This is a genomic window from Azonexus sp. GW821-FHT04F04, from assembly GCF_059420025.1.
Genome location: NZ_JBWKSX010000002.1, coordinates 281,421 through 307,339, shown reverse-complemented (window position 1 = coordinate 307,339; position 25,919 = coordinate 281,421). Strand labels below are relative to the sequence as shown.

The following is a 25,919-nucleotide window of genomic DNA, read 5'->3' as shown; positions in this document are numbered from 1 at the left end:
ACCGCGGTTTTGTGCGAAAGAGTCGCGCCGCCGGCTGACGGCAACGGGGCGAAACCCTATCGAGAGAGCGTTCGGCGAGGGTTCTTTGGCGCCGTCCTCAAGGGACTGGGGTTGGTGCCGGAGGCGCGTGGCCTTAGCGCGGCATGGTACTGCTGAAGGCGTAGAAGCTGGCCGGTTCGCTGCCGTGGTTGGCGCTGTTGCGCCGGAAGACCAGCCAGCGATCGTCACGCAGGCGCCAGGCCGATATCCGTTCGCTGAAAGTGACTACCGGTTGAATTGTCTCGCCGGTGCTGGTTTGGGTGAGCAGAAAACGATGGCAGGTGAAGCAGGGCTTGTCGTCGCCATCGTAGCCAACGGCGCGCTCGGCGCTGATTTCGTATTCGCGGTAGTGGGCGTAATAGAGCGGCGCTTCGACGGCGTTCAACCATTCGGCGGGCAGATCTTCCTGCCAGATTCGCGCATCCGGGGTGCCCCCTTTGCAACCGGGTTCTTTGACCAAATTGCTGGTGCTGGGGCTGAAGTTTCCGGGCAAGGAGTTCATGGCGGAGGGTGGGGGCAGGAATAGGTTAGGGCTGGCCGGATTGTGGCAATCAGGCGTCGAAATGGAGGGCGAGGCTGGCCAGTACTTTGGGTAGCGGCAGGTTTTCTTCGCTTTCCAGAATGCCCGGAACCGGGTGCGGGTACTCGTAGAAAATGCCGTAGGTGCCGCTGCGCTGGCCGTGCAGGTAAACATGGGCGCGCAGGGTGGCGATTTCGGCGTGGCGCAGCGTAACAATGTGCGGATCGTCGCCGGCGTCCGGCTCGATGTCGCAGGCCTGGGCGATGCGCTCGTCGAGCGAGATGAGGACGCGGCGGATTTCACGCGATTTGGGGGCGGCCCAGGGATTGGCGTTCATGGCAGTAGCTCCGGTTGGATTTGGGCCAGCCAGGTGTTGACGCGCTCTTCGGTCAGCAGTGGTTGGTGATGCTGATCGAGGGCCAGGCCGAGGAAGTCGTCGCCATCAACCGCCTGCGAGGTGGTGAAGTCGTAGCCGGCTGTGGGCCAGCGGCCGACAACACGGGCGCCGCGGGCGACTACGGCGTCGTGGATGAGGCCGATGGCGTCGACAAATTCTTCGGCGTATTTCTTCTGGTCGCCGAGGCCGAAGATGGCGATGGTCTTGCCGGACAGGTCGGCGTCAGCCAGTTGCGGCAGGAACTCCTCCCAACTTGGCTGGCTGAGGCCGACCGACTGGCCGGGCAACTCGCCATCGCCGAGCGTCGGGCTGCCAACGATGAGCGCATCGTAGGCGAGAAAATCTTCAAGCGTCGTCCGGCCGATGTTGACTGGGGCGTCAGCCGCGTCACCCAGCTTTTTCGCCATCTGCTTGGCGATCAGCCGGGTGCGGCCGGTGTCGGTGCCGAAGAAGATTCCGATTTTGGCCATTTTTACTGGTTGACCGTGGAATCCTGCGTCAACTCGTCGGGCAGGCAACCAATTGGGGCGCCGAGGCTGCCATCCGGGCCGTTTTCAAACTGGACCAGATAGATTTCCTTGGTTTCGTCCATTTCGGCCACGCCAAAATGGACGACGACGCCGCGCAGGCCGGAGGGAACGATCAAGGCTTCTTCATCTTCGAAGCCGGGCATGCCGCCATCGTTGAAGATGTCTTCAGCCGCGAAGACCATGTCGCCGATGTGATATTGCTGAGCGGTTTCCATGATCTCAGGCCCAGACGTCAGGCGGCGCCAGCAGGCGCTCGACCGGTTGATCGAACATCAGGTGCTCGTCGATGATGACGCCGACGTCTTCCGGCTTGACGCCGGTGTACATGATGCCTTCCGGATAGACCAGCACGCTTGGGCCGAGGTGGCAGGGGCCGAGGCAGCCGGTGTTGGTCAGCGCGAAGCCCGAGGCCCACAGGTTGCGGGCGGTGAATTCATCGGAAAACGCCTGCCAGGTGGCGCCGCAGCCCTTTTCCTGACAAGAGCCGCGCGGATGGCCGGCAGGGCGCCCCTGGACGCAGACGAGTACGTGTTTCTTCGGTTTTGGCATGGAGCTCTCCTGGTTGATGCTTAAGCTATTGCAAGGGGAGTGCCAGCTTTAAATATTAATTAATTCAATGTGTTGTGTTTGGTTGGTGTGTCGTGTTTGCGACAAAAATGGTTTTGGGGTGGCAAATTGATGTTTTTGTTTTTTGCTTTCCGCTTCTATTGGCATGGGGTTCCGCCCTTGAGGGGCGTCTTACTTTCTTTTGCTTCGCCAAAAGAAAGTAAGCAAAGAAAAGGCGACCCTGGGTCGGTGCCGGCTTCGCCGGTTCCCTGCGCTACTCGGAAGGCCGGGCGGCTGCGGAACTCGGGGCTTCGCCCCTCAAACAGTCCTCGCCGACTGCCCCCGGCCTTCCTGCGTTGCTCGGCACCTCCCAAGGGGCCCGGTAAGGCGTCCACGCTGAACCTGCGGATTTCATTTTTTGGCTTTTTTCCGGTTGACCGTGGAAACCTGTTTTTTTCGAGTAACGGCTGAACGTGGACGTTTTTGGGGTCCCCGTGGAAGGCGCTGAGCAACGCAGGCGGGCCGGGGGCCTTCGGCTTGCGTTGTCTGAGCCGAAGGCGAGTTTAGCAAGCCGCCCGGCCTGCCGAGTAGCGCAAGGGACCGGCGTAGCCGGCGCCGCCCTCGGGGTCGCCTTCTTTTTGGCTACTTTTTCTTGGCGAAGCAAGAAAAAGTACGCCCGCCAGCAAGGCGGAACCCCAAGCCAATTAACCAGAAACCCGAATCAGAACTGCTTCACCTCAATATTCAGCGTCTGAATCCGATAGGCAATCTGCCGCGGCGTCATCCCCAGAATGCGCGCCGCCTTGGCCTGCACCCAGCCCGCCTGTTCCAGCGCAGCAATGACGCGTTCCTTTTCCGACAGGTTCGGGTCATCGATGTCGACTTCGGAATTTCCCCCGGAATTCGGGTTGACCGCCGGACGGTGGAAATTCTCCGGCGGGGCGCTGGCAGTAGCGCGGATCGGGCGCGGGGTGGTGCGTTCGCGGACGCTGGGGAAGCGGATCAGATCGACGTCGATGTTGCCGTCGTCGGAGAGCACCGCCGCGCGTTCGAGGCAGTTTTCCAGTTCGCGGACGTTGCCCGGCCACTCGTGGTTGGCCAGCCGGCGGTTGGCCATGTCGGTCAGCTTGAGCTTGCGTTTCTGGTCGTTGCCGATCTTGGTCAGCAGGTGACGGGCGATTTCGGGAATGTCCTCGATGCGTTCGCGTAGCGGCGGCAGGAAGAGCGGCATGACGTTGAGGCGATAGAACAAGTCTTCGCGGAAATCGCCCATTTCGACGGCGGTTTCGAGGTCGCGGTGCGTCGCGGCAATGATGCGGACGTCGACCTTGATCGTCTTGCTGCCGCCGACGCGCTCGAATTCGCCTTCCTGCAGGATGCGCAGCATCTTGGCCTGGAAGGCGGCCGAGACTTCGCCGATTTCGTCGAGGAACAGCGTGCCGCCATGGGCCTGTTCGAAACGTCCCTTGCGCGCTTCGACGGCACCGGTGAAGGCGCCGCGTTCGTGGCCGAAGAGTTCCGATTCGAGCAGGTTTTCCGGGAGTGCCGCGCAGTTCAGTTTGACCAGCGCATTGCGGGCGCGCGGCGAGTTGTAGTGAATGGCGTTGGCGATCAGTTCCTTGCCGGTGCCGGTTTCGCCGCGGATCAGCACGGTCGTGTTCCACTTGGCGACCATGCGCGCCTGATCGAAAACCCGGCGCATCACGGCCGAGCGGCCGACCATGCTGTCGAAGCCGAACTGATGGCGAACGGTACGGCGCAGCAGGTCGCGCTCTTCGAGCAGCGACGACTTTTCCTGGGCGACCGCCATCGACAGGCTGAGGCTCTGGCCGATCAGGTTGGAGACCATTTCGACGAACTGGGCGCGTTCCTCGAGCAGGCCGTCTTCTGGCGCTTCGGGCTGGACGGCGAGGACGCCCTTGAGGTCGCCGCCGACCTTGATCGGCACGGCGATGAAAGGCAGTTCCGGTGAATAGATTTGCGTGCGATTCAGGAAGCGCGGTTCGTCGGCAACGCGGACCAGCTTGATGGTGCGCGGTTTTTCGAGGATCAGGCCGATGATCCCTTCGCCCGGGCCGTACTGGTTGTCGTCGAGGATCGGGCCTTCCGGCGTGTAGATGGTGCGGATGTTGAGTTTGCCGGTTTCCGGATCAAGCACGCTGATCAGGCCGCGGGTCAGGCCCGCCTCGTCGTGCAGCACGCGCAGCACGTCGCGCAGCGTTTCGTTGAAGTCGAGCGAACGGCTGAGTACCCGGCTGACGGCGTAGAGCGCCGCCAGCAGCTGGATGTTGAGCTCGTGCGTTCGGCAGAAGCCGCCCGGCGGCGGGCATTCGTCGGTATGGGAGTGAATGATGTGTTCGTGCATGCTGTTCTCGTTGTTCTTCTCAGATCGGGTCGCCGTCGACGCGGAATTCGACGATCGCCGCCAAACCACCGCTCGGGCTGTCATCGAGATCGATGATGCCGCCATGGTCGGCAACCACCTGCTGGGCACGCGACAGGCCGGTGCCGATGTGCTTGCCGCTGCCGCCCTTGGCCGTGAAGAAGGGCTCGAAAGCCTTGTGCCGCCATTCGTGCGGAATGCCGGGGCCGCTGTCGATGACGGAAACGACGATGCAGTCGTCGCGCAGCGCGCTGACCAGCGACAGCTCGCGGCGCTTCCAGCCCTTGATGTTCATGGCCTCGATGGCGTTGTCGACCAGCGCCTTGAACAGCATGCGCAACTGCAGCGGGCGACCGAGCATCGGCGGCAGAGTCGAAGCCGGTTGCCAGTCGACGGTGATTCCCGCCGAGAGCAGGCGCGGTGTGCTGACTTCGAGCACGTCGCGCAGGATTTCATTCATGTTTAGGCTGACGACGATTTCATGCTGGCCTTGCGGAATGACCTGGCGCAGCGTTTCGAGATGCTCGCGGCTGCCGCTCAGGGCTTGCTGCAACATCGCGGCGCTGGCCGGATCGCGGCGCTGAAGTACCGAGATGGCCGAAGTCATGACGTTCATTGGCTCTTCAAGACGGAAGATCGCCGCCGACAGACCTTCGCGAATTGCCGCCGTGCGTTCTTCCTCGGCCAGTACCGCCTGCAGGGCCGAGGCGCGGGCGCGTTCCTGTTCGTCGCGCAGGCTGGTGATGTCGGACATCACGACGAGCAAGCCGGGCTGACCGTCGGCGCAGAAATAGCTGTCGGCGCAGTCGCTGTGCATGTCGATGATCGACGAGGTGACCGAGAGCCAGCGTGGCCGGCCGGCGGCGCGGTCGATGCGCGCTTCGCGCTGGTTCACCAGGCATTCCTGCGGACGGTCGGCCAGGGTATCGCGCCAGCTCGGGAGCAAACTGTCGAGAATGGTGTGGGCCGGCTCCTTGAGGCGCAGGTCGCTGACCATTTTCTTGTATTCCTGGTTGTCGAGAACGACGCGGCCGGTCGGGTCGAGCAGGGCGAAAGCCATCGGCGCGGCGTCGACGACCGATTCGATCAGGTGTTTCTGGTTGCGGACCAGGCGTTCGAGACGATGCATCTCGGTAATGTCCCGGTGCATGCCGACAAAATGCGTGGTCTTGCCGTCGGCATCGACGACCGGAGAAATGCTCAGTTCGGCCAGATACAGCCCGCCATCCTTGCGCTTGTTGAGCAGCTTGCCAGCCCACGGCTTCTGCGCCGAGAGGTCGGCCCACATGGCCTTGTAGAGTTCGGGCGGGGTGGTGTGATTGGACAGTGTCGATTCGTTCTTGCCGACAATCTCTTCCTTGCTGTAGCCGGTGACGCGGGTGAAGGCTTCATTGGCAAACAGGATATTGGCCCTGGCGTCGGTAATCGATATCGCCAGGTCGGCCTGGTCGACGGCCTGGCTATAAGCTTCCGGTGGCAGTGCGGTTTCCTGCGCCGTATTGGCGCGGGCTTGGGCAAGCGGTGTGGCCGACATCGAAAGGCTCCTCAATAAACGTTTTTTATTTATTAGCAGATTCCATGCCGCGCTTTGATTTCAGGGCCAATCACGGCTTGCTGCATGGGTTTCGGGGGAAATGCGACGAATTGCTGTCGCCTTTACGACATTTTGTCTTTGCAGAAGCGCACCGACTTGGTGCGGTGGCTGTGGATGGCGCATCAGCGTGGGGTTTTGTCCCCTGAATGCAGATTGGCATGGCTTATGCAGTGAGGTCAGTGAAAAAACCGGACCCCACCACCATGAGCGAATTTCTCCTACTGCTGCTTTCCACCGCGCTGGTCAATAACGTGGTGCTCATCAAGTTCCTTGGACTCTGTCCGGTGATGGGCGTTTCGAAGAGCGTGGACAGCGCCCTCGGCATGGGGTTGGCAACGACCTTTGTCATCACCCTGGCGGCCGGCGCGTCGTGGATGCTCGACAACTGGCTGTTGCAGCCGCTCGGGCTGGGTTACCTGCGCATCCTCTCGTTCATTCTGGTCATCGCTTCGGTCGTCCAATTCACCGAAATGTTCATCAAGAAGTCGAGTCCCGGTCTCTACCAGTCGCTCGGCATCTACCTGCCGCTGATCACCACCAACTGCGCCGTGCTCGGCGTTGCGCTGCTCAACGTTGAACAGAAGTTCAGCCTGTTCAAGAGTCTGCTCTACGGTTTCGGCTCGGCGCTCGGTTTCACCATCGTGCTACTGATTTTTGCCGGGCTGCGTGAACGCATCGCGCTGGCCCGGGTGCCCGGTGCCTTCGCCGGTGCGCCGATTTCGTTCGTCACCATCAGCCTGCTGGCCCTGGCCTTCATGGGCTTTTCCGGTCTCAACGTTTAAGGAGGCATGACCATGATCGCCGCCGTCCTCAGTCTGACGCTCCTCGGTGCCGCGCTTGGCATCATCCTCGGCATTGCCAACAAGTTGCTCAAGGTCGAAGGCAATCCGGTTGTCGAGGAGCTGATCGCCATGATGCCCGGCTCCAATTGCGGGCAATGCGGCTTCCCCGGCTGTTCCGGCGCCGCTGAAGCCATCGTCGATGGTTCGGCCCCGCCCACCTGCTGCCCGCCAGGCGGCAAGTCGCTGGCCACGGCCATCGCCGCCAAGCTGGGCCTGACAGTCGATCTCTCGGGCATGTCCGACGAAGGCCCGAAGATCGCCGTTGTTTCCGAAGAACTGTGCATCGGCTGCTGCCGCTGCAGCAAGGTCTGCCCGACCGACGCCATCATCGGCGCCGCCAAGCAGGTGCATAACGTCTTCCGCGAAGCCTGTACCGGCTGTTCGAGCTGCATCGAAAAATGCCCGACCGAGGCACTGGTCATGAAACCGGTGCCGGTCACCTTGCAACACTGGGTGATGCCCAAACCTGCCGCTGTGTGAGATAGCCATGGGATTCATGAACCTTTTCAAGCACTTCCTCGGCGATGACTGGGGTGTGCATCCGGACGACCACAAGCGGCCGGCTGCCGATCAGCCGGTGCGTGTCATGCCGGTGCCGGCCAGACTGTACCTGCCGCTGCAGCAGCACCTTGGCGGGCCGGCCCGACCGGTCGTGCTGGTTGGCCAGAAGGTCAAGAAGGGCGAGCTGATCGCCGAGGCGCAGGGCATGGTCTCGGCGCCGATCCACGCGCCGACTTCCGGCACGATTGCTGCCGTCACCGAAATCACCGCGCCGCATCCCTCCGGCCTGACGCTGCCGGCGATTATTCTCGACGCCGATGGCGCCGACGAGTGGATCGAACTGCACGGCTGCGACGATCCGTTTGCCCTCGAACCGGCCGACATCGGCAAGCGGGTGGCCGCGGCCGGCGTTGTCGGTCTGGGTGGCGCCGCCTTCCCGTCGGCCGTCAAGCTGATCGGCGCCTCGAAGGCGAAGGTCACGACGCTGGTCATGAACGGCGGCGAGTGCGAGCCCTACCTGTCGTGTGACGACCGCCTGATGCGTGATGCCGCTGCCGGCATCGTCGATGGCATCCGCATCATGCTCCACGCCACCGGTGCCAAGGTGGCCCTGGTCGGCATCGAAGACAACAAGCCGGAAGCCATCGCGGCGATGCAAGCCGCGGCAGCCGGTTTTGACACGGTACAGATTCGCCCGGTGCCGGCCCGTTACCCGATGGGTTCGGAGAAGCAACTCATTCAAGTCCTGACCGGCATAGAAGTGCCGGCTGACGGTCGTCCGGCCGACATCGGCGTTATCGTGCATAACGTCGGCACGGCGCTCGCCTTGCGCACGGCCGTGCGCGAAGGCAAGCCGCTGATTTCGCGACTGGTCACCATCAATGGCAACTGCGCCAGCCGGCCAGGCAACATCGAGGTGCGCGTCGGCACGTTGGCCGAAGAGGTCATTGCCTTCGCCGGTGGCCTCAAGGGCGATGGCCTCGGCCTGGCCCGCCGCGTCATGGGCGGCCCGATGATGGGCATGCAGATTCCGCACTGGCGCGTGCCGGTGGTCAAGGGCACCAGCGGCATCCTGGCTTTTGACACGGTCGAGGTCGCCGAGCAGGAGCCGAACCCGTGCATCCGCTGCGGTTCGTGCGTCAAGGCCTGCCCGATGGGCCTGCTGCCGCTCGAAATGAGTTCGCGCATCCGCAATGAAGCCTACGGCGAAGCCATCGATCTCGGGCTGAAAGACTGCATCGCCTGCGGCTGCTGCGCCTATGTCTGCCCATCGAAGATTCCGCTGGTTCAGTATTTCGTCCATGCCAAGGGCGAACTGGCGGCGCAGGACCGCGCCAAGCTGCGCGGCGATGCAACCAAGAAACTGGCCTTGCAACGTCAGGAGCGTCTTGAGCGTGAGGCCCGTGAAAAGGCGGAAGCCAACGCCAAACGCAAGGCCGAACGAGAAGCAGCCGCCGCCGCCAAGGCCGCGGCAGAAGCTGCTGCCAAAGCCGAAACCCAGGGAGAATCAGCATGAACACGGCCGCCTTGACTGCTCAGCCGGTTGCCTCGCCGCACGCCCATGGCGGCAACTCGGTGACGCGCACGATGTTCCGCGTCCAGATGGCGCTCGTGCCCGCCACGCTCTACGGCTTCTGGCTGTTCGGCTGGCCGGCTTTCTTCCTGTGGCTGCTGACCATTCTCTCCTGTCTTGGTTTCGAAGCCCTGTCGCTCAAGATGATGGGCGTCACCCGCATCAAGGCGACCCTGTTCGACGGCTCGGCGCTGCTCACCGGCTGGTTGCTGGCGATGACCTTGCCGCCCTGGGCACCGTGGTGGGTCGCCGTGGTTGGCGGTTTCATCGCCATCGTGATCGGCAAGCAGGTGTTCGGCGGGGTGGGGCAGAACGTCTTCAACCCGGCCATGGTCGCCCGCGTCGCGCTGCTCGTTTCCTTCCCGGTGCCGCTCACCCAGTGGGTCTATCCGCTGCCGCTGACTTCGCTGGCGGCGCCCGACTTCATCGACGGCCTGCGTATTTTCCTGACCAGCCTGCCGCAGCCTGATGCCATGGCCAGCGCTTCACTGCTCGGTTACACCAAGACCGAGCTGTCGCGCGGCATCGACTTGCTGCATTCACTGGCCGGCGACCATGCACCGGCGCTGTCGTGGATCGGCGCGCGCTCTGGCAGTTTCGGCGAATCGGCCTCGCTGCTTATCCTGGCCGGTGGACTGTATCTGGTCGGCGTCGGCATCATCAGCTGGCATACGCCGGCTGCCGTTCTGGCCGGGATAGCCATTCCCGCCGCCATTGGCCACAGCGTCGATCCGACCCATTACCTGAGTGTTTCGGCGCACCTGCTGTCAGGGGCGGCGATGCTCGGCGCTTTCTTCATCGCGACGGATTACGTAACCTCGCCGAATACGGTCAGCGGACAGATCGTCTTCGGCCTCGGCATCGGCTTCCTGACCTGGGTGATCCGGACTTACGGTGGTTACCCGGAGGGAATGGCTTTCGCGGTGTTGCTCATGAACGCGCTGACACCGGTCATTGACCGCTTCATCAAGCCGCGCATCCTCGGCCGTGACCGCAAGGGCAAGCCGCTGGACATTCCGGAAGGGAAGGGGGCCTGACATGAAGCTCGAAGCCATCCGCGAAAAGATCGGTTACCAGCCTTTGTTGCTCGGCGCTATTGCGCTGCTCGCCAGTGCTGCGCTGGCCCTTGCTTCCAATGCCACAGGCGGTGCCATTGCCGCCGCCGAGGCCAAGGATTTGCGTGACTCGCTGTCGGAAGTGTTGCCGCAGGGCTTGGCCGACAACGATTTCCTGACTGATACGGTCGACCTGAAAAAAGGCGAAAAAACGATAACCATCTACCGTGCTCGCCAGGGCGGCGTCGTCAAGGCAGCCTTGTTCAAGGTCGCCGAGCGCGGCTACGCCGGTGACATCCAGGTGCTCATGGCGGTCGATACCGACGGCAAGACGCTCGGTGTGCGTGTGCTCAAGCACGCCGAAACGCCCGGTCTCGGCGACAAGATCGAGGTCAAGAAAGACAAGTGGATCAAGGATTTCGACGGCAAGTCGCTGGGCGATCCGACCCCGGAGAAATGGGGTGTCAAGAAGGATAGTGGCGTCTTCGACCAGTTTGCCGGGGCGACCATCACGCCGCGCGCCGTGGTCAAGGCGGTCAAGGGCGGACTGGAATTCTTCGCCGCCCACAAAGCGGAAATCACGGGCTAGGAGCGGATGATGAGCGAGTCTTACGGCAAGTTGTTCAAGGATGGCCTGTGGGAAAACAACGTGGTTTTCTCGCAGATGCTGGCGCTGTGCCCGACCATGGCGGTGACCACGAGCGGTACCAACGGTCTCGGCATGGGGCTGGCAACGACGGCGGTGCTGGTCGTCTCCAATATTCTCGTGTCGATGATTCGGCACACGGTCAGTTCGCAGGTGCGGATCCCGGTCTTCGTCGTGCTGATTGCGACGCTGGTCACCATCGTCGACATGGCGATGAACGCCTGGCTGCACGAACTCTACAAGGTGCTTGGTCTGTTCATTGCACTGATCGTGGTCAATTGCGCCATTCTCGGCCGGGCCGAAGCCTTCGCCGTGAAGAACGGGTTTGTCGCCTCGACCATCGACGGGCTGGCCATGGGGCTGGGTTTCACCGGCGCGTTGACCTTCATCGGTCTGATTCGCGAATTTCTCGGCTCGGGCACGCTGTTCGCCCAGGCTTCGAACCTGCTCGGCCCATCCTTCGCTTTTCTTGAAATGAAGCTGCCCGGTTACGGCGGCGCACTGCTCATGATCCTGCCGCCGGGCGGCTTTGCCATTCTCGGCTTTTTGCTGGCCGGCAAGCGGGTGATGGAACGGCGGATAGACGAACGTGCGGCACAAAAAGCCGAACTGGCTGCGGCCTAAGGAGAAAAACGATGCAGATCGGTGTTGCCTATTCCGAACCGGGCCAGCAAATCTGGCTGAATATCGAGGTTCCCGACGAGTCGACCGTGGCTGAGGGCATCGAGCGTTCAGGCATTCTCAAGCAATTCCCGCATATTGACCTGACGGCGCAGAAAGTCGGCGTCTTCGGGCGCCTGGTCAAACTTGATGCCGCCTTGAAACCGGGTGACCGCGTCGAGATTTACCGGGGAATCATCGCCGATCCGGAAACCGTGCCGCGCAAGGATATGGCCGACGATTGAGCCCCTACGGGATAATCCGAATTTGAAAAACCGGGCCGGGCAGTCGACAATGGCGTCGCTTGCCGGTCAGTACGCATCCCGAAAGACATTTTTCGGGGCGCAACTGCAGCAAAAATAACCAGAATTTCATCATCCACGAGAACAGCCATGCATCGTTTATTGCCCGCACTCCTGTTGCTGCCGGTTTCCGCTTTTGCCGCTGACAGCCTGCCGACCGTCGGCGGTATACCCATCGATTTCATTCTCTTCGGGCTGACCCTGCTTGGCGTTGCCTTGTTTCACCACTACACCCTCTACGTCGCGCTGACCGGGCTGGCGACCATCACCCTGTACAAGATCGTGTTCACCGGTTTCAAGACCGGTGCGGGTGTGCTCGGCTTTGCCGGTCACCTCGGCCATGAGTGGGTGGTGCTGACCAACCTGTTCTGTCTGCTCACCGGCTTTGCGCTGCTCGCCCGCCATTTCGAAAAGAGCCATGTGCCGGTGATTCTGCCCAAGTTCCTGCCTGATGACTGGAAGGGCGGCTTTCTTATGCTGGTCATGGTCTTCGTGCTTTCCAGCTTCCTTGACAACATCGCCGCCGCCCTGATCGGCGGCGCCATGGCCCACCAGTTGTTCAGGGCCAAAGTGCATATCGGGTATCTGGCAGCGATTGTCGCTGCTTCCAATGCCGGTGGTTCCGGCTCCGTGGTCGGTGACACGACGACGACAATGATGTGGATCGACGGCATCAGCCCGCTCGTCGTTGTTGATGCCTATGTCGCCGCCGTTGTGGCGCTGGTCATCGTGGCCTATTTTGCCGCTAAGCAGCAGCACGCCTATTCGCCGATCATTCGCCATAGCCACGCGCACACGCATATCGATTGGGGGCGCATTTTCATCGTTGCGCTGATGCTTGTCTTTGCCGTAGGAACCAACGTCACGGTCAACCTCAAGTTTACCGACCTGGCCGATCACTTCCCGTTCATCGGCGTCGCGGTCTGGGTGGCCATCATCCTGACCATCCCGGTGCGTCGTCATGATTGGGAGTTAATGCCCGAAACCATCAAGGGCTCGATCTTCCTGCTCTCGCTGGTGCTCTGCGCTTCGATGATGCCGGTCGAACAGTTGCCGCCGGCCTCCTGGGTCTCGGCGCTGGCGCTGGGTTTCATCTCGGCCGTCTTCGACAATATCCCGCTGACAGCGCTGGCCTTGCGTCAGGGTGGCTACGACTGGGGCGTGCTGGCCTACGCCGTCGGCTTTGGTGGCTCGATGCTGTGGTTCGGTTCCTCGGCCGGCGTGGCGCTGTCCAACATGTACCCGGAAGCCCGCTCGGCCGTGCAGTGGGTCAAGAACGGCTGGCACGTGCCGGTTGGTTACGTTGCCGGTTTTGCCGTGCTCATGCTGGTTCTCGGCTGGCATCCCGATACCGGCCACAAGAAAGTGGCCGAGCCGGTCGCCGTCGAAGCGCCAGCCCCGGTTCCGGCTCCGGCTCAGTAATACTCGCGGTCATCCGGGCTTGCTACGGTCAACCGGGAAAAAAGGCCAAAAACAAAATCAAAGGCGGCTTCGGCCGCCTTTTTTCATGTCGGCTTTGCGACAAACAAAGCTGTTTTTGCGCACCATTCCAGTGCCAAAAATACAATACTAACTACATGATAAAAAACAGAAAATCAAACATATAATGCGCCTCCCGAATCGATAGAACAGGTATCAATTTATGACGCAAGATATTTCCGGAAACGCCCTGGCCAACATTGGCGAAACACATGGTTACTGCTTTGATGGCGACTCCGTCCAGATCAATGCCGAACTGACCTTTTCCGATGCCGCGCTGAGTGCCGCGTCGCAATGGGCGCTGCAGTTGTGGAGCAGCGTGTCAGGCTTTCCGGATCAGCAACTGGCTGGCGTCAAGGTTGCCGAGCTGGCCGTCTATCCGGCCGCCGGCTATCAGAGCCTGGCCGCAACCGTCGCCGCCATGCCGCCGGCCGGTACCGACGATCAGAACATGGCGCTGGCCCTCGTTTTCTGGGGGGAGAACGGATTGCCCAGCGTCGCTGATATTGCCGTGTATCCGGTCGCCGAGAGCTTCGTCCAGCCCAAGCTGTCGGGCAATGTGACCTGCGCGCTGGCTGACGGGATGGCTACGCTGACCGTCGATGCCATTGAAAACCCGCGCGCCGAAGACAATCTGAGCGGCACCCTGGCCCTCGAACTGTGGGCGCTCGATGCGCCGTACTCCGGTGGTAGCTGGCAGGGCGTCCCTGTCGCCAGCATGATTCTCGGCGTGCTGGGTGGTGGCCAGAAGCTGTCCGACTGCAACTTTGTCGTGCCGGCGGCAGCCCCTGAAGGTCCGGGCGTGCTGACCCTGATGTTGCGTGAATGGGGTCCGGCCGGTTACGTGACGCGTGATTACTGCAATCTGTCGCTGGAAGCGCCGGCCAAGACCAAGGCCAAGCCGAAAGCTGCTGCCAAGAAGGCCGCCGCCAAGGAAGAGGCGCCGAAGGAAAAAGTTGCGAAGGAAAAAGCACCAAAGGCCAAAGCTGAGCCGAAGCCAGTGACCAAGGAGAGCAAAGCGCCAGCCAAGGAAAGCAAAGCTGCCGCCAAGGCCGCCAAAGCTCCGGTCGCCAAGGGCGTTGCCGTCAATGCCGCCAGCGAAGCAGAACTGCTTGCCGTCAAAGGCCTGAGCGCTACCCTGGTAAAGGCCATCATCGCCGGCCGTCCCTATGCGTCGCTCGACGATCTGGGCAAGGTCAAGGGCGTCGGCCCCAAGCTGTTGGCCAAGCTGCGCGACGAACTCGCCATCTAAGCTGACACGAAATGTTCGCCCCGGCCGCTGACGGTCGGGGCGAACTCGTTTCAGTCGTTCTCGGCTTTGACGCAGACAACCGGTTTTGTCGCCAGATGAAGCACCTTGCGCGTCACCGAACCCAAAGCCAGCGCCGCCAGCCCGCCCAAGCCGCGGGTACCCATGACGATGCTGTCGCAGCCCAGTTCATTGGCCAACCCGACGACGGTTTCGGCAATATCGCCTTGCCGGACGTAGGTCTTGTGGGCAATTCCGGCCTCGTTCAAGGCGTTGAGGACAGGCTTGAGCACGACGTGCGCGCGGGCCGTCAGATGCCCCCGGATCGCCTCTTCTTCCATGCCATGGGTTTGCCAGGCAACTGGTGCCGGTTCAACGTTGACGACATGTACCTCAAGCGGACCGTGCAGTTTGGCAAACTCGATCACGTAGAGCGCAGCGGCGAAGGCATGTTTGGAGCCGTCGACAGGAAGTAGTACGGAACGCATTTGAATCTCCTTTTGCCTGGTTTTGAGTCATTCAATTGGCGGATTTGCTTCACCTCTCTTTAACTGTAGAGCCTGTTGGTTAATTTAGGTAGCGGCATTGCGAAAGCGGTCGTGTTTTTGTCGATAGATGCTTGGCTTGTCGCAAAGACGACAATTTCCGTGGTTTTAAATCCATATAAATCAATGAACTAAAGGTGGCACCCGTCTTGCTAATTGCTATCCAGACCTCTGGAGAACAGCATGAAAGCCAGCGAAATCCAGGCCTTGCTCGACGAGCCAGCCTGTACTCATAACACCAAGGAAAAGTCCGGCTGCGCCAAGCCCAAGCCTGGTGCCACGGCGGGCGGCTGCTCCTTCGACGGCGCGCAGATTGCGCTGCTGCCGATTGCCGACGTTGCCCATATCGTGCATGGTCCGATTGCCTGTGCCGGCTCCTCTTGGGACAACCGCGGTACACGCTCTTCCGGCGTGACCCTGTACAAGATCGGCATGACCACCGACCTGTCGGAAACCGACGTGGTCATGGGGCGCGGCGAGAAGCGGCTGTTTCATGCCATCAAGCAGGCCATCGACAGTTATTCGCCGAAAGCGGTCTTCATCTACAACACCTGCGTCACCGCGCTGATCGGCGATGACGTCGGTGCCGTCTGCAAGGCGGCGACCGAACGCTGGGGTACGCCGGTGGTGCCGGTCGATGCCGCCGGCTTCTACGGCACCAAGAATCTCGGCAACCGGCTGGCCGGCGAAGCGATGTTCAAGCACGTCATCGGCACCGCCGAACCGGCGCCCGTCCTGCCGCGGGCCGACGGTCTGCCGACCTACGACGTCAATCTGATCGGCGAATACAACATCGCTGGCGAGTTCTGGCACGTTGCGCCGCTCTTCGACGAGCTCGGTCTGCGCATTCTCTGCACGCTGTCTGGCGACTCGCGCTTCCATGAAGTGCAGACCATGCACCGCGCCAAGGTGAACATGGTGGTCTGCGCCAAGGCGTTGCTCAACGTCGCCCGCAAGATGCAGGACACCTTCGGTCAACCCTTCTTCGAAGGCAGTTTTTACGGCGTTCAGGATGTCTCCAATGCGCTGCGCGATTTCGCCCGGCTGATCGGTGACCCCGACCTGACGGCGCGCACTGAGGCGGTCATCGCCCGCGAGGAAGCCAAGGCCCATGCAGCGCTTGAACCCTGGCGCGCCCGCCTCAAGGACAAGCGCGTGCTGCTTTACACCGGCGGCGTCAAGTCGTGGTCCATCGTTTCGGCCCTGCAGGATCTGGGCATGAAGGTGGTGGCGACCGGTACCAAGAAATCGACCGAAGAAGACAAGGCGCGCATCCGCGAATTGATGGGCGAGGACACCAAGATGATCGACGACGGCAGCCCGAAGGCACTGTTGTCGACCTATCACGAGTACAAGGCCGACATCCTGATCGCTGGCGGACGCAATCTCTACACGGCGCTCAAGGCGCGGATTCCCTTCCTCGACATCAATCAGGAGCGTGAATTCGGTTACGCCGGTTATGCCGGCATGAGCGAACTGGCTCGCCAACTGGCGCTGTCGATGGAAAGCCCGGTGTGGGCTGCCGTGCGCAAGCCGGCGCCGTGGGCCAAGCAAAGCGGTCCCGGCACCGTGCTGGCCGCATAAAGGGAACGACATGGCTGAAATCATCCACTCCAAGAAAGCGCTGGCGGTCAATCCGCTCAAGGTCAGCCAGACCATCGGCGCCTCGCTGGCTTTCCTCGGCCTCAACCGCAGCCTGCCGCTCATGCATGGTTCGCAGGGCTGCACGGCCTTCGGCAAGGTGTTCTTCGTCCGCCATTTCCGCGAGCCGATTCCCTTGCAGACGACGGCGATGGATCAGGTGTCGAGCATCATGGGCGCCGACGACAACGTCATCGAGGCGCTGCGCACGCTGTCCGACAAGAGCAAGCCGGACATCATCGGCCTCGTGACGACCGGTCTGTCGGAAACGCAGGGCACCGATATTCGCCGCTGTGTCGGCGATTTTCGCCGGGCCCACCCGGAATTTGACCATGTTGCGGTGGTCCCGGTGAATACGCCGGATTACGTCGGCTGTCTGGAAAGCGGCTACGCGCTGGCCATTGAAGCCCTGATCGAAACGCTGGTGCCGGAAAGCGCCTGCGTCGGCAAACGTCCCAAGCAGGTCAATGTGCTGGCCTCGGCCATGCTGACGCCGGGCGATATCGAGGCGATCAAGGAGTGGATCGAAGCCTTCGGCCTGCGCCCCATCGTCGTGCCGGACATTGGCGATTCGCTCGACGGCCATCTGGTCGAAGCCGAAACCTCATCGCTGACCATCGGCGGTACGCCGCGCTCGGAAATCGAGATCATGGGCGAGTCGACCGCAACATTGGTCGTTGGCCCTTCGCTGCTCAAGGCGGCCAACATCCTGAAGACGCGGACCGGTGTGCCTGACTACCATTTCGCTGGCCTCATGGGCCTCGAGGATTGCGACGATTTCACCCAGGCGCTGGCCGAGATTTCCGGCAAGCCGGTGCCCGAGAAGATCGAACGTCACCGTTCCCAGTTGCAGGATGCCATGGTCGACAGCCATTTCATGATCGGCTTCGCCCGCGTCGCGCTGGCTGGTGATCCCGATCTTGTCGGCATGCAGGTGCGTTTCCTGACCAGCATGGGCGCCGAAATTGTCAGCGCCGTTGCCACGCACAAGCATGAAAGCCTGGCTGGACTGCCCATCGCCAAAGTCATCGTCGGTGACTTGGAGGATATGGAAAAAGAGGCACGCAGCAACGGCGCGCAACTGATTGTCGCCAATTCCCATGCTGCCGACACCGCTTCGCGGTTGGGCTTGCCGCTGCTCCGGGCCGGCTTTCCGCAATACGACCACGTGGGCGGTTACGCCCGCACCTGGGTGGGCTACCGCGGTACGCGGCAGGCCTTGTTCGATCTCGCCAACCTTATGCTGGGACAACACCATGAACTCGCACCCTATCGATCAATCTACTGGGCCGACGACCGCGATGGCGTCAGCAAACAACATGTCATCTCGTCGGCTGCAGTTGGTCTGGTCCATTAGGCAGGAGCCGGACGCCATGATCAAGGTCGCCTTCGCCTCGACCGACCGGACACGGGTCAATCAGCACTTCGGTTCGGCCGAGGGCTTCGTGGTCTACGAAGTGACGCCGGACAAGGCGACGCTGGTCGGCGTTGCCGAGTTTGCCGAAGAGGCGATGGACGGCAACGAGGACAAGCTCGGCGCCAAGGTTGATTTCCTCGAAGGCTGCGCCGGGGTTTACGTCATGGCGATTGGTGCTTCGGCGATCAAGAAGCTGCTGGCCAAAGGCATCCAGCCGATCCGCGTCGATGAGGTTGACACGGTCGACGAGCTTTTGGGGCAAATTTCGAAAGCGATGAGCGAGGGTGGTGTGGTCTGGATTGACCGCGCCATTGCCGCCCAGGCCAAGGCCAAGGAAGAGAATCGCTTCGCTTCCATGGAAGAGGAAGGGTGGGAAGGATGAGCGCCAACATGATCGAACACCGCGGCATCGTCCAGCGCGTCGAGGCAGGCAAGGCCATCGTCGCCATGGAAACGGCCGGCTGTTCGTCCTGCGGGCAGGGCAGCAACTGCGGCATCGGCAAGATGGCCAGCGGCCGGCCGGCCACCTTGCTGACCCTGCCGGTCAGCGGCGACATCAAGGCCGGTGACATGGTGATGATCGGGCTGCCAGCCAGCCGCCTGACCTTCTCGGCCTTGCTCGGCTATCTCTTCCCGGCCTTCGCCATGATTTTTGGCGCCTGGCTCGGCTCGCTGCTCGATGGCAGCGACGGTGCCACGGCGCTCGGTGCCATTGCCGGCTTTCTCGGGGCACTGGCCGTCGCCCGCATCGCCATCGGCCTGGTGCCCGGCCTCATGCCGGCGCCACAACTCATTCCGGTTTCCAACCAATCCAACCCATTTCCCAAGGAGTATGACCATGACTGAAGCCATTGCTGCCGATCCCATCTTCGAAACCGATTTCGTCAAGGAGATGGCCCGCCAGATGCGCGCGCTCGATACCTACGGCACCTACGCCGGCTGGACGGTCGAAAAGATCCTCGATCCCTACATCCTGACCAAGGAACGCAAGGCCAACATCCCGATGATCGGTGATCCGGACGACGAGACCATCTCGCGCGTCAAGGCCTTCTACAACGCCATCGCCGTGTTGATCGAAAAGGAATGCAAGCTGCTCGCCGTGCCGCTGGTGCACCTGACTCACGAAGGTTTCGGCCGCGCCATCATTACCGTCGGCAAGCTGGTTGCCGTTGAAAAGACCTTGCGCGACGTGCATCGCTTCGGCTTCCCGAGCCTGTCCAAGATGAAGGATGACGCCGACAAGATGCTCGGTATCGCTCTGGAACGTATCGGTCAGTATCCGAACGTCGCCGGGCTGTAAGGGCGGGGGGCAACATGACTGACGAAGAACTGGCCGCCCTCGACAAGGAAGTCAAGAAGCTCAAGCGGATCGCTTCCGAGTGGGCTTCGCAGATGCACGATCTCGTGGAAGACCGCCTGCCGGCGGGCTTTCATGAAATTCCTGCGCTTTCCCAATCCACCTACGATGCCTGCCAGGCGTGGGCCGATGCCAGTGCCCGACTCGCTGCCGCGCAGAAAGGACAACCAGCATGATCACCGGACTCACCAAAGGCGGCACCGAATGGACGCCGCAATTCGCCACCAGCCTCGATCAGGCCAAGTGCATCGGCTGCGGCCGCTGCTACAAGGTCTGCCCGCGCAATGTTCTCGACCTCGTCGAGCGAGAGTTGGATGACGACGATGATGACGAAGACGACAACATGATGGTCATGTCGCTGGCCAATCCGGCTGACTGCATCGGTTGTGGCTCCTGCGGACGCGTTTGTCCGAAGGACTGCTACACCTACGCACCGGCCTGAAACACAAAGCTCTGTCATTTCCGCGCCTGCGGGAATGACAGAGATGTCCATACGCCCTCGATACCTCGACCATGACTGCAAGCTTGCCCGATAACGCCACTGGCGAAGCCGTCTGCGCCGCCTTGCGCGCTCAGGTGGAAAAGCTCGGCTTGTCGATCGGTGACGAGCCGGTGTGGGCCGATGTCGTGTTCGAGGAAGAGACCGACCCGTATTCGCAGGAGGTCAGCGTGCTGGCCTATTGGCGCGGCAAGGCCCGTTTCGGCAAGGCGACCTTCTTTCCCGATGGCCGCATTTTTGCCGAGTATCAGGTGCTGCTGGCGCACCCGGCCAAGGCCGATTTCTACGTCGATACCGTTGAAATCTGGGGGCGACCGGAGAAATTCCGCGGCGATGCGGTCATTGCGGAATACGCCAAGTAGCCCATGACCGTTTTGCCCCGTTTGCTGCTCATTCACAAGCATGGGACCAGCGGCCGCGTTCGCTTTCTCTGCCTGAATTCGGGCGTTGTCGCCTTCAAGCCACTGCCGGCACTGTCGGCCCTGCGCGACGAAGATTTCTCGCCAACCGTCCAGTTCCATCCGACGGCGGTCGTCCGCGAAGCCGAGGTTCATCTCGGGTTGGCCGAGGGCGCAGTCGAGCCGGTGGCCGATTTTCAGGCCTGGGTCGATACGCCGGAAGGCGATGTGCCCGTTCTGCTTGCCGCTTTTGCCGGCATCGATCCGCCGTTCGAGGCAGCCGACCGACTCCACGGCCGCTTCATCGCAATTACCGAGTCGCGCCAGCTAAGCGAAGTCGAACGAAATCTGCTGCGCCGGGCGTACGAACACGTCCTGGGATAAGCCTCTCCGTAGCGTCGAGGATGGACTGGCGGTGGGCCTTCCGGTGGGCCGCCAGACCGGCCGGGGTGTAGCCCTGAAGGACGACGCCGGGTGGCATGATGCTGCCGCCGCGTTGTTCGGCGGCGGCGAGGATCAGCGGAGTCGACAAGCCCTTGCCGCGATGCTCGGCCGCAATCCAGAGGTAGGAGCCGGCATAGAAGCCAACGATTTGGCCGACCTTGAATATCGCCGTGTTGAATCCCTGGCGGGCATGGCGGATGGTGTAGCCGGAGTTTCGCAACAACCCCGCCGGCAATTGCGGAGACCACGCCTGGGCGGCCAGCTTGGTCAGGATGTCTGCCGCTTCGTCATCGGTCACGCGCAGGGTCTCCGAGGGCCGGTCAATGCCGGGGCCGGCGAAATCCAGGAAGCTTCTCTGCCAAGGGGCTGTCATTTTGTTGTGTGTGTTCGTTGATCCAAACGGTAATTAGCACGGACCGTACCTGTCAGCGTTCGGAAACGCTTCCAGTGCGGCCATTGCCGGAAGCCGGGCGCGGAGAATGCCGTGGCGCCTTGCTTTCCGCAAGTGATGGAGCGGCGGGAGCCAGTTTTGGTTCCCGGTTTTGCCATGTGCCGTCGGCTTCCAGTGGGGTATCTGTCAGGGATTGTAGTGAACCTGACAAGGTGATTTTGGCTTCATGTTTGAGCCAAGCTGCTGAAAATTAAGTGTTTATATTTTTATTCGTGTCGTGGCACGGCCCTTGCGAGATCAGGTCATCTACTCTGGGAGAATCGCCATGATCAATCTGACCCCCGCTGCCATTAAGGCTGTTCAACGTTTTATCCGCGGTTCTGAAACGCCTGTGCTCGGGCTGCGCCTGACCATTTCCGGTGGCGGTTGCTCCGGCCTGCAATACGGCATGAAGCTCGAAACCGAGAAGGCTGAAGACGACTGGGAACTGGAAGTCGAAGGCGTCAAGGTGCTGGTCGATGCCATGACCATGCCGATGATCGACAACGTCACCGTCGATTTCGTCGATACGCTGACCCACACCGGTTTCAAGTTCGACAACCCCAACGCCAGCGCCCAGTGTTCCTGCGGCTCTTCGTTCTCGGTCTAAGGAGCAATAGTCATGTGGGAATATTCAGACAAGGTTCGCGAACACTTCTTCAACCCGCGCAATTCCGGTCCGCTGGAAGAAGCGAACGGTATCGGTGACGTCGGTTCCATCCAGTGCGGCGACGCGCTGCGCCTGATGCTCAAGGTCGAGCCGGAAACCGAGATCATTCTCGACGCGCATTTTCAGACGTTTGGTTGCGGCTCGGCGATTGCCTCGTCGTCGGCACTGACCGAAATGGTCAAGGGCATGACGCTGGATGAGGCGCTCAAGGTTTCCAATCAGAACATTGCCGACTTTCTCGACGGTCTGCCGCCGGAAAAGATGCACTGCTCGGTCATGGGCCGTGAAGCCCTGCAGGCCGCCATCGCCAACTACCGCGGCGAAGAGTGGTCCGATGATCACGAAGAAGGCGCGCTGATCTGCAAGTGTTTCGCCATCGACGCCGTGATGATCGAGGACGTGGTCAAGGCCAACAACCTCAACACGGTCGAGGAAGTCACCTTCTACACCAAGGCCGGCGGCGGTTGCGCGGCTTGCCACGAAGGTATTGAAGAAATTCTGGCCAAGGTCATGTCCGAGCGTGCCGGTCCGGGCGAAGTTTCGCCGCCGCCCGCTTGCCCGGCTACGCCAGAGGCACCGAAGCCGCCGACCAAAAAGCTGTCGATCGTCGAGAAGATCGCCAAGATCCAGGAAGTGCTCGAATCGGTTCGTCCGATGCTCCAGCGCGATCACGGTGATGTCGAGCTGGCCGACGTCCAGGGTAAGAAGATCTATGTGCACCTGAAGGGCGCCTGCTCCGGTTGCATGATGGAAGCGGCAACCCTGGGCGGTATCCAGCAGAAGATGATCGAAGCGCTGGGCGAGCTGGTCCAGGTGCTGCCTTCGTCGCACATGCCCGTAGAGGCCTGATCGACACAGATTTTTCCGGTCAGCCTGGCTTGCCACGGTCAACCGGAAAAATCGACCGAATTTGAAATCATCCCAACCTCAACAGAGAACCCGAGGACTGCGCCATGAAACCGATCTATCTCGACAATAACGCCACGACGCGGGTCGATCCCGCTGTGGTCGAAGCCATGCTGCCGTTTTTCACGGAGCATTTCGGCAACGCCTCGTCGATTCACGCCTTCGGCAGTGAAGTTGGCAAGGCGCTGAAGAAGGCCCGCAGTCAGGTTCAGGCGCTGCTCGGCGCTGAGCATGACTCGGAGATCATCTTCACCTCCTGCGGCACCGAGTCCGACTCGACCGCCATCCTTTCGGCCCTCAAGGCCCAGCCCGACCGCAACACGGTGATCACCACCAACGTCGAGCATCCGGCCATCCTGACGCTGTGCGAGTGGCTGGAAAAGGAAGGCTACATCGTCCATAAGCTGAAAGTGGACAAGAAGGGCCGCATCGACATGGACGAGTACCGTTCCCTGCTCCATGACCGCGTCGCTATCGTTTCAGCCATGTGGGCCAACAACGAGACGGGCACCATTTTCCCGGTCGTCGAGATGGCTGAAATCGCTGCTGCCAAGGGCATCATGTTCCATACCGATGCCGTGCAGGCCGTCGGCAAGATTCCCATCGACCTCAAGAACACCAAGATCGACATGCTCTCGCTGTCCGGTCACAAATTGCACGCCCCGAAGGGCATCGGCGTCCTTTACCTGCGTCGCGGCTGCCGCTTCCGCCCGCTGCTCCGCGGTGGTCATCAGGAACGTGGTCGTCGCGCCGGCACCGAGAACTCGGCGTCCATCGTCGGTCTCGGCATGGCCTGCGAACTGGCCATGCAGAAAATGGAATTCGAAAACACCGAAGTCCGCCGCCTGCGTGACAAGCTGGAGACGGGGCTGCTCAGCCAGATCACGCATTGCTTCCCGACCGGTGATGTATCCAACCGTCTGCCCAACACCAGCAATATCGCCTTTGAGTACATCGAGGGGGAAGGCATTCTGATGCTGCTCAACAAGGTAGGCATCGCCGGCAGCTCCGGATCGGCCTGTACCTCCGGCTCGCTCGAACCCTCGCACGTCATGCGCGCCATGGGCATTCCCTACACCGCCGCGCACGGCACGATCCGCTTCTCGCTGTCGGTCTACAACACCGAAGAAGAAATCGATCGTGTCATCGCCGCGGTACCGCCCATCGTCGCGCAACTGCGCAAACTTTCGCCGTACTGGACAGACAAGGGCCCGGCCACCAATCCTGAAGCCGCCTTCGCCCCGACCTACGCCTGACGGCAACCGTTCTCTCTGCAGCAACCTCGGTTAGCCCCGGAAGCAATTCCGGGGCTTTTTTTGTCTGCATGTCTTGCCTGTCTCCCCTAATATTCAAAGTTCTCCATATCGAAATCAGGATTGAGGAAAACCACGATGTCAGTCAAACAAGTCCTGCGCATGGGCGAACCGCTGCTTTTCAAGACGGCCGATCCGGTGATGGCGTTCGGGACGGGGGAGCTGAAGCAACTGATTGAAGACATGTTCGACACCATGGCCGCGACGGGCGGAGTTGGCCTGGCGGCTCCGCAGATTGGCGTTGGCCTGCAGGTGGTGATCTTCGGATTCGAAAAAAGTGAGCGTTATCCGGATGCTGATTCGGTGCCGCAGACCATTCTGATCAATCCAATCATTACGCCCCTGGGTGATGACGAAGAATTGGGCTGGGAGGGCTGTCTGTCCGTTCCCGGTCTGCGTGGCGAAGTGCCGCGCCATGCCCGCATCCGCTATCAGGGCTTCGACGCCGATGGTCAGCCACTCGACCGGACAGTTGAGGGCTTCCATGCCCGGGTGGTCCAGCATGAGTGTGATCATTTGATCGGCCGGCTTTTTCCATCGCGGATGCGCGATTTTGCGCGCTTCGGTTTTACCGAGGTGCTGTTCCCGGAGTTGGTGCGTTAGTTCGCTTTGCTGTCGTGGCAGGCAATTTCGCGCTGCAGACGTAGCCGTGCTCAGGCAGAAGCTTCTGGCATGCGGATGGCCTCTCGTTGATTTTGCTATACTGTTCATATGAACAGTATTCGCCGCATTGCCCATCTCGACATGGATGCCTTCTTCGCCTCGGTCGAGTTGCTTCGCTATCCCGAGTTGCGCGGGCAGGCTGTCGTGGTCGGTGGGCGGAGCGTTCATCAGCCGGTGGTACAAGCCGACGGCTCAAGACACTTTTCCCGATTGCGTGAATACACGGGGCGGGGGGTGATTACCACCTCGACTTATGAGGCCCGGGCCTTGGGCGTGTTTTCCGGCATGGGGCTCATGAAGTCTGCGAAGCTGGCGCCGGAGGCTATTTTGTTACCGGCCAACTTCGAGGCTTATCGTCACTACTCAAGGCTGTTCAAGGCGGCAGTGCGGGCGATTGCACCCAATGTCGAGGATCGTGGAATTGACGAAATTTACGTCGATCTGAGCGACATTCCGGAGGAAACGAGCATCCTCGCCCAGCGCATCAAGGATGCAGTTTTTGCCGCAACCGGGCTGAGTTGTTCGATTGGCGTGACGCCCAACAAACTGCTCTCCAAAATTGCCTCGGACCTCGAGAAGCCGAATGGGCTGACGATCTTGTCGATGGAGGATGTCCCGACACGGATCTGGCCGTTGGCCGCCAAAAAGGTGAACGGGATCGGGCCGAAGGCCAGTGAACGCCTTGAGCGCCATGGCATTCGGACCATTGGCGAACTGGCAGCTGCGCCGCAGGAGTTTCTGGTCAGCAAGTTTGGCCGGAGCACCGGGCTATGGATGCATCGTATCGCCCGCGGCATCGATGACCGGCCCGTGGTCACCGAGTCGGAACCGAAGTCGATCAGCCGCGAAACGACGTTCGAGCGGGATCTGCACGCCAAGGCGGACCGATCCGAATTGTCCGAAGTGTTTACCTCGCTATGCCTGCGTGTGGGTGACGACCTGGTACGAAAAGGCTACGCCTGCCGGACGGTGGGGATCAAGATCAGATATTCGGATTTCAGGGCGGTCACCCGGGATGTCACGCTGCCGGTTGCCGTCAGCGACGGCGCGGCAATTCGGCAGGCGGCTGGTTTGTGCCTGAAGCGGGTGCCGCTCGATCAGCGCATTCGCCTGCTCGGCGTTCGTGCTGGTGGCTTGGTGGAGGCAGGAGCGGAGGAAATCGCGCCGTCGGCGATCCAGGCGGAACTGCCTTTGTAGGCCTGTCCATCGAATTGCCGGGTAGAAGGTGATTAAGTGCTACGTTAGGCTGAATAATTTATCGATATTTGTATCGCTATTGTTCGCTGCAGGCTTGCGGATCAACGCTGTTGATTGCTTCTC

The 25,919-nt window shown here is 61.3% G+C and carries 33 protein-coding genes; 24 read left to right on the top strand and 9 right to left on the bottom strand.

Translation table 11 applies throughout. The features are described 5' to 3' along the window. Nucleotides 1–133: 133 nt before the first annotated feature. The 7 genes from AC07TV_RS06835 to nifL form a co-directional block, all read right to left on the bottom strand. Nucleotides 134–499: a hypothetical protein gene (locus AC07TV_RS06835; RefSeq protein WP_494647648.1), complete on the bottom strand. Its 366-nt coding sequence runs from the start codon at nt 497–499 to the stop codon at nt 134–136. Between the two features lie 91 nt (nt 500–590). After that, entirely contained in the window at nt 591–896 is a 306-nt protein-coding gene (locus AC07TV_RS06830; protein WP_494647647.1) for a hypothetical protein, read from the bottom strand. Next, the gene (locus AC07TV_RS06825) at nt 893–1,426 is read right to left on the bottom strand and encodes a flavodoxin (protein ID WP_494647646.1); all 534 of its coding nucleotides are present in this window, start codon (nt 1,424–1,426) and stop codon (nt 893–895) included. The genes AC07TV_RS06830 and AC07TV_RS06825 overlap by 4 nt, the downstream gene beginning before the upstream one ends. Before the next feature lie 2 nt (nt 1,427–1,428). After that, complete coding sequence (locus AC07TV_RS06820) at nt 1,429–1,701, bottom strand: nitrogen fixation protein NifZ (RefSeq protein ID WP_494647645.1); 273 nt, start codon at nt 1,699–1,701, stop codon at nt 1,429–1,431. Between the two features lie 4 nt (nt 1,702–1,705). Continuing rightward, complete coding sequence (locus AC07TV_RS06815) at nt 1,706–2,035, bottom strand: (2Fe-2S) ferredoxin domain-containing protein (protein WP_226498325.1); 330 nt, start codon at nt 2,033–2,035, stop codon at nt 1,706–1,708. A 718-nt stretch (nt 2,036–2,753) separates the two neighbouring features. Continuing rightward, entirely contained in the window at nt 2,754–4,397 is a 1,644-nt protein-coding gene (gene nifA / locus AC07TV_RS06810) for a nif-specific transcriptional activator NifA (protein ID WP_494647644.1), read from the bottom strand. Nucleotides 4,398–4,416: 19 nt separating this feature from the next. Then, complete coding sequence (nifL, locus tag AC07TV_RS06805; RefSeq protein ID WP_494647643.1) at nt 4,417–5,949, bottom strand: nitrogen fixation negative regulator NifL; 1,533 nt, start codon at nt 5,947–5,949, stop codon at nt 4,417–4,419. Nucleotides 5,950–5,993: 44 nt separating this feature from the next. Here nifL and AC07TV_RS06800 point away from each other — a divergent pair, with 44 nt between their 5' ends. The 10 genes from AC07TV_RS06800 to AC07TV_RS06755 all read left to right on the top strand — a co-directional run bounded on the left by AC07TV_RS06800 (nt 5,994) and on the right by AC07TV_RS06755 (nt 14,319). Continuing rightward, the gene (locus AC07TV_RS06800; protein WP_494647642.1) at nt 5,994–6,155 is read left to right on the top strand and encodes a hypothetical protein; all 162 of its coding nucleotides are present in this window, start codon (nt 5,994–5,996) and stop codon (nt 6,153–6,155) included. A 57-nt stretch (nt 6,156–6,212) separates the two neighbouring features. Then, nucleotides 6,213–6,791, top strand: a complete 579-nt coding sequence (rsxA, locus tag AC07TV_RS06795; protein WP_494647641.1) for an electron transport complex subunit RsxA — start codon at nt 6,213–6,215, stop codon at nt 6,789–6,791. 12 nt (nt 6,792–6,803) lie between these two features. After that, nucleotides 6,804–7,331, top strand: a complete 528-nt coding sequence (locus AC07TV_RS06790) for an RnfABCDGE type electron transport complex subunit B (protein WP_494647640.1) — start codon at nt 6,804–6,806, stop codon at nt 7,329–7,331. A 7-nt stretch (nt 7,332–7,338) separates the two neighbouring features. Then, nucleotides 7,339–8,868, top strand: a complete 1,530-nt coding sequence (rsxC, locus tag AC07TV_RS06785; RefSeq protein ID WP_494647639.1) for an electron transport complex subunit RsxC — start codon at nt 7,339–7,341, stop codon at nt 8,866–8,868. Then, entirely contained in the window at nt 8,865–9,962 is a 1,098-nt protein-coding gene (locus AC07TV_RS06780) for an RnfABCDGE type electron transport complex subunit D (protein ID WP_494647638.1), read from the top strand. The genes rsxC and AC07TV_RS06780 overlap by 4 nt, the downstream gene beginning before the upstream one ends. Nucleotide 9,963: 1 nt before the next feature. Then, the gene (gene rsxG, locus AC07TV_RS06775) at nt 9,964–10,569 is read left to right on the top strand and encodes an electron transport complex subunit RsxG (protein ID WP_494647637.1); all 606 of its coding nucleotides are present in this window, start codon (nt 9,964–9,966) and stop codon (nt 10,567–10,569) included. Nucleotides 10,570–10,578: 9 nt separating this feature from the next. After that, a complete protein-coding gene (locus tag AC07TV_RS06770; RefSeq protein ID WP_494647636.1) occupies nt 10,579–11,250 on the top strand; it encodes an electron transport complex subunit E in 672 nt (223 codons plus the stop codon). 11 nt (nt 11,251–11,261) lie between these two features. Beyond that, the gene (locus tag AC07TV_RS06765) at nt 11,262–11,531 is read left to right on the top strand and encodes an RnfH family protein (protein WP_226498334.1); all 270 of its coding nucleotides are present in this window, start codon (nt 11,262–11,264) and stop codon (nt 11,529–11,531) included. 147 nt (nt 11,532–11,678) lie between these two features. Then, on the top strand, nt 11,679–13,010 hold the full coding sequence (locus AC07TV_RS06760) for a citrate transporter (protein WP_494647635.1): 1,332 nt from the start codon (nt 11,679–11,681) through the stop codon (nt 13,008–13,010). Nucleotides 13,011–13,230: 220 nt separating this feature from the next. Continuing rightward, nucleotides 13,231–14,319 carry a ComEA family DNA-binding protein gene (locus AC07TV_RS06755; RefSeq protein ID WP_494647634.1) on the top strand — a complete coding sequence of 363 codons (1,089 nt, stop codon included), beginning with the start codon at nt 13,231–13,233 and terminating at the stop codon, nt 14,317–14,319. 50 nt (nt 14,320–14,369) lie between these two features. On the opposite strand, the gene AC07TV_RS06750 is transcribed toward AC07TV_RS06755, so the two are convergent. Beyond that, nucleotides 14,370–14,804, bottom strand: coding sequence for a universal stress protein (locus tag AC07TV_RS06750; RefSeq protein ID WP_494647633.1), 435 nt, complete (start codon nt 14,802–14,804; stop codon nt 14,370–14,372). A gap of 240 nt (nt 14,805–15,044) precedes the next feature. Between AC07TV_RS06750 and nifE the strand changes: the two genes are divergently transcribed. The 9 genes from nifE (at nt 15,045) to AC07TV_RS06705 (ending at nt 20,557) form a co-directional block, all read left to right on the top strand. Further along, complete coding sequence (gene nifE, locus AC07TV_RS06745; RefSeq protein WP_494647632.1) at nt 15,045–16,445, top strand: nitrogenase iron-molybdenum cofactor biosynthesis protein NifE; 1,401 nt, start codon at nt 15,045–15,047, stop codon at nt 16,443–16,445. Between the two features lie 10 nt (nt 16,446–16,455). Beyond that, nucleotides 16,456–17,859 (top strand): nitrogenase iron-molybdenum cofactor biosynthesis protein NifN, encoded by a 1,404-nt coding sequence (gene nifN / locus AC07TV_RS06740; protein ID WP_494647631.1) that lies wholly within the window; start codon nt 16,456–16,458, stop codon nt 17,857–17,859. After that, nucleotides 17,822–18,301: a NifB/NifX family molybdenum-iron cluster-binding protein gene (locus AC07TV_RS06735; protein ID WP_494647630.1), complete on the top strand. Its 480-nt coding sequence runs from the start codon at nt 17,822–17,824 to the stop codon at nt 18,299–18,301. The genes nifN and AC07TV_RS06735 overlap by 38 nt, the downstream gene beginning before the upstream one ends. A gap of 8 nt (nt 18,302–18,309) precedes the next feature. Continuing rightward, nucleotides 18,310–18,765: a SoxR reducing system RseC family protein gene (locus AC07TV_RS06730; protein ID WP_494647629.1), complete on the top strand. Its 456-nt coding sequence runs from the start codon at nt 18,310–18,312 to the stop codon at nt 18,763–18,765. Further along, on the top strand, nt 18,758–19,219 hold the full coding sequence (locus AC07TV_RS06725) for a NifX-associated nitrogen fixation protein (RefSeq protein WP_226404798.1): 462 nt from the start codon (nt 18,758–18,760) through the stop codon (nt 19,217–19,219). Before AC07TV_RS06730 ends, AC07TV_RS06725 begins: the two co-directional genes overlap by 8 nt. Nucleotides 19,220–19,233: 14 nt before the next feature. Then, nucleotides 19,234–19,452: a CCE_0567 family metalloprotein gene (locus AC07TV_RS06720; protein ID WP_226498342.1), complete on the top strand. Its 219-nt coding sequence runs from the start codon at nt 19,234–19,236 to the stop codon at nt 19,450–19,452. Continuing rightward, a complete protein-coding gene (fdxB, locus tag AC07TV_RS06715; protein WP_226404802.1) occupies nt 19,449–19,718 on the top strand; it encodes a ferredoxin III, nif-specific in 270 nt (89 codons plus the stop codon). The genes AC07TV_RS06720 and fdxB overlap by 4 nt, the downstream gene beginning before the upstream one ends. A 71-nt stretch (nt 19,719–19,789) precedes the next feature. Further along, a complete protein-coding gene (locus AC07TV_RS06710) occupies nt 19,790–20,137 on the top strand; it encodes a hypothetical protein (protein WP_494647628.1) in 348 nt (115 codons plus the stop codon). Nucleotides 20,138–20,140: 3 nt separating this feature from the next. Further along, complete coding sequence (locus AC07TV_RS06705; RefSeq protein ID WP_494647627.1) at nt 20,141–20,557, top strand: hypothetical protein; 417 nt, start codon at nt 20,141–20,143, stop codon at nt 20,555–20,557. Here AC07TV_RS06705 and AC07TV_RS06700 read toward each other — a convergent pair. Next, nucleotides 20,484–20,915 (bottom strand): hypothetical protein, encoded by a 432-nt coding sequence (locus tag AC07TV_RS06700; RefSeq protein ID WP_494647626.1) that lies wholly within the window; start codon nt 20,913–20,915, stop codon nt 20,484–20,486. The two genes, AC07TV_RS06705 and AC07TV_RS06700, sit on opposite strands and share 74 nt — an antisense overlap. A gap of 418 nt (nt 20,916–21,333) precedes the next feature. On the opposite strand from AC07TV_RS06700, the gene AC07TV_RS06695 reads away from it, so the two are divergent. The 5 genes from AC07TV_RS06695 to dinB all read left to right on the top strand — a co-directional run bounded on the left by AC07TV_RS06695 (nt 21,334) and on the right by dinB (nt 25,796). Further along, a complete protein-coding gene (locus AC07TV_RS06695) occupies nt 21,334–21,657 on the top strand; it encodes a HesB/IscA family protein (protein WP_226404810.1) in 324 nt (107 codons plus the stop codon). 12 nt (nt 21,658–21,669) lie between these two features. Continuing rightward, nucleotides 21,670–22,566 (top strand): Fe-S cluster assembly protein NifU, encoded by an 897-nt coding sequence (gene nifU / locus AC07TV_RS06690; protein WP_494647625.1) that lies wholly within the window; start codon nt 21,670–21,672, stop codon nt 22,564–22,566. Nucleotides 22,567–22,670: 104 nt separating this feature from the next. After that, on the top strand, nt 22,671–23,879 hold the full coding sequence (gene nifS, locus AC07TV_RS06685; protein ID WP_494647624.1) for a cysteine desulfurase NifS: 1,209 nt from the start codon (nt 22,671–22,673) through the stop codon (nt 23,877–23,879). A gap of 135 nt (nt 23,880–24,014) precedes the next feature. Beyond that, nucleotides 24,015–24,539, top strand: a complete 525-nt coding sequence (def, locus tag AC07TV_RS06680) for a peptide deformylase (RefSeq protein ID WP_494647623.1) — start codon at nt 24,015–24,017, stop codon at nt 24,537–24,539. A 108-nt stretch (nt 24,540–24,647) separates the two neighbouring features. Beyond that, the gene (dinB, locus tag AC07TV_RS06675) at nt 24,648–25,796 is read left to right on the top strand and encodes a DNA polymerase IV (protein WP_494647622.1); all 1,149 of its coding nucleotides are present in this window, start codon (nt 24,648–24,650) and stop codon (nt 25,794–25,796) included. The last annotated feature ends 123 nt before the right edge of the window (nt 25,797–25,919 follow it).

Bases quoted from the DNA above. Each gene is read 5' to 3' on its own strand.
- AC07TV_RS06830 (WP_494647647.1), bottom strand. From the start codon at position 896: ATGAACGCCAATCCCTGGGCCGCCCCCAAATCGCGTGAAATCCGCCGC.
- AC07TV_RS06825 (WP_494647646.1), bottom strand. From the start codon at position 1,426: ATGGCCAAAATCGGAATCTTCTTCGGCACCGACACCGGCCGCACCCGG.
- AC07TV_RS06820 (WP_494647645.1), bottom strand. From the start codon at position 1,701: ATGGAAACCGCTCAGCAATATCACATCGGCGACATGGTCTTCGCGGCT.
- AC07TV_RS06815 (WP_226498325.1), bottom strand. From the start codon at position 2,035: ATGCCAAAACCGAAGAAACACGTACTCGTCTGCGTCCAGGGGCGCCCT.
- nifA (WP_494647644.1), bottom strand. From the start codon at position 4,397: ATGCACGAACACATCATTCACTCCCATACCGACGAATGCCCGCCGCCG.
- nifL (WP_494647643.1), bottom strand. From the start codon at position 5,949: ATGTCGGCCACACCGCTTGCCCAAGCCCGCGCCAATACGGCGCAGGAA.
- AC07TV_RS06800 (WP_494647642.1), top strand. From the start codon at position 5,994: ATGCCGCGCTTTGATTTCAGGGCCAATCACGGCTTGCTGCATGGGTTT.
- rsxA (WP_494647641.1), top strand. From the start codon at position 6,213: ATGAGCGAATTTCTCCTACTGCTGCTTTCCACCGCGCTGGTCAATAAC.
- AC07TV_RS06790 (WP_494647640.1), top strand. From the start codon at position 6,804: ATGATCGCCGCCGTCCTCAGTCTGACGCTCCTCGGTGCCGCGCTTGGC.
- rsxC (WP_494647639.1), top strand. From the start codon at position 7,339: ATGGGATTCATGAACCTTTTCAAGCACTTCCTCGGCGATGACTGGGGT.
- AC07TV_RS06780 (WP_494647638.1), top strand. From the start codon at position 8,865: ATGAACACGGCCGCCTTGACTGCTCAGCCGGTTGCCTCGCCGCACGCC.
- rsxG (WP_494647637.1), top strand. From the start codon at position 9,964: ATGAAGCTCGAAGCCATCCGCGAAAAGATCGGTTACCAGCCTTTGTTG.
- AC07TV_RS06770 (WP_494647636.1), top strand. From the start codon at position 10,579: ATGAGCGAGTCTTACGGCAAGTTGTTCAAGGATGGCCTGTGGGAAAAC.
- AC07TV_RS06765 (WP_226498334.1), top strand. From the start codon at position 11,262: ATGCAGATCGGTGTTGCCTATTCCGAACCGGGCCAGCAAATCTGGCTG.
- AC07TV_RS06760 (WP_494647635.1), top strand. From the start codon at position 11,679: ATGCATCGTTTATTGCCCGCACTCCTGTTGCTGCCGGTTTCCGCTTTT.
- AC07TV_RS06755 (WP_494647634.1), top strand. From the start codon at position 13,231: ATGACGCAAGATATTTCCGGAAACGCCCTGGCCAACATTGGCGAAACA.
- AC07TV_RS06750 (WP_494647633.1), bottom strand. From the start codon at position 14,804: ATGCGTTCCGTACTACTTCCTGTCGACGGCTCCAAACATGCCTTCGCC.
- nifE (WP_494647632.1), top strand. From the start codon at position 15,045: ATGAAAGCCAGCGAAATCCAGGCCTTGCTCGACGAGCCAGCCTGTACT.
- nifN (WP_494647631.1), top strand. From the start codon at position 16,456: ATGGCTGAAATCATCCACTCCAAGAAAGCGCTGGCGGTCAATCCGCTC.
- AC07TV_RS06735 (WP_494647630.1), top strand. From the start codon at position 17,822: ATGTCATCTCGTCGGCTGCAGTTGGTCTGGTCCATTAGGCAGGAGCCG.
- AC07TV_RS06730 (WP_494647629.1), top strand. From the start codon at position 18,310: ATGATCGAACACCGCGGCATCGTCCAGCGCGTCGAGGCAGGCAAGGCC.
- AC07TV_RS06725 (WP_226404798.1), top strand. From the start codon at position 18,758: ATGACTGAAGCCATTGCTGCCGATCCCATCTTCGAAACCGATTTCGTC.
- AC07TV_RS06720 (WP_226498342.1), top strand. From the start codon at position 19,234: ATGACTGACGAAGAACTGGCCGCCCTCGACAAGGAAGTCAAGAAGCTC.
- fdxB (WP_226404802.1), top strand. From the start codon at position 19,449: ATGATCACCGGACTCACCAAAGGCGGCACCGAATGGACGCCGCAATTC.
- AC07TV_RS06710 (WP_494647628.1), top strand. From the start codon at position 19,790: ATGACTGCAAGCTTGCCCGATAACGCCACTGGCGAAGCCGTCTGCGCC.
- AC07TV_RS06705 (WP_494647627.1), top strand. From the start codon at position 20,141: ATGACCGTTTTGCCCCGTTTGCTGCTCATTCACAAGCATGGGACCAGC.
- AC07TV_RS06695 (WP_226404810.1), top strand. From the start codon at position 21,334: ATGATCAATCTGACCCCCGCTGCCATTAAGGCTGTTCAACGTTTTATC.
- nifU (WP_494647625.1), top strand. From the start codon at position 21,670: ATGTGGGAATATTCAGACAAGGTTCGCGAACACTTCTTCAACCCGCGC.
- nifS (WP_494647624.1), top strand. From the start codon at position 22,671: ATGAAACCGATCTATCTCGACAATAACGCCACGACGCGGGTCGATCCC.
- def (WP_494647623.1), top strand. From the start codon at position 24,015: ATGTCAGTCAAACAAGTCCTGCGCATGGGCGAACCGCTGCTTTTCAAG.
- dinB (WP_494647622.1), top strand. From the start codon at position 24,648: ATGAACAGTATTCGCCGCATTGCCCATCTCGACATGGATGCCTTCTTC.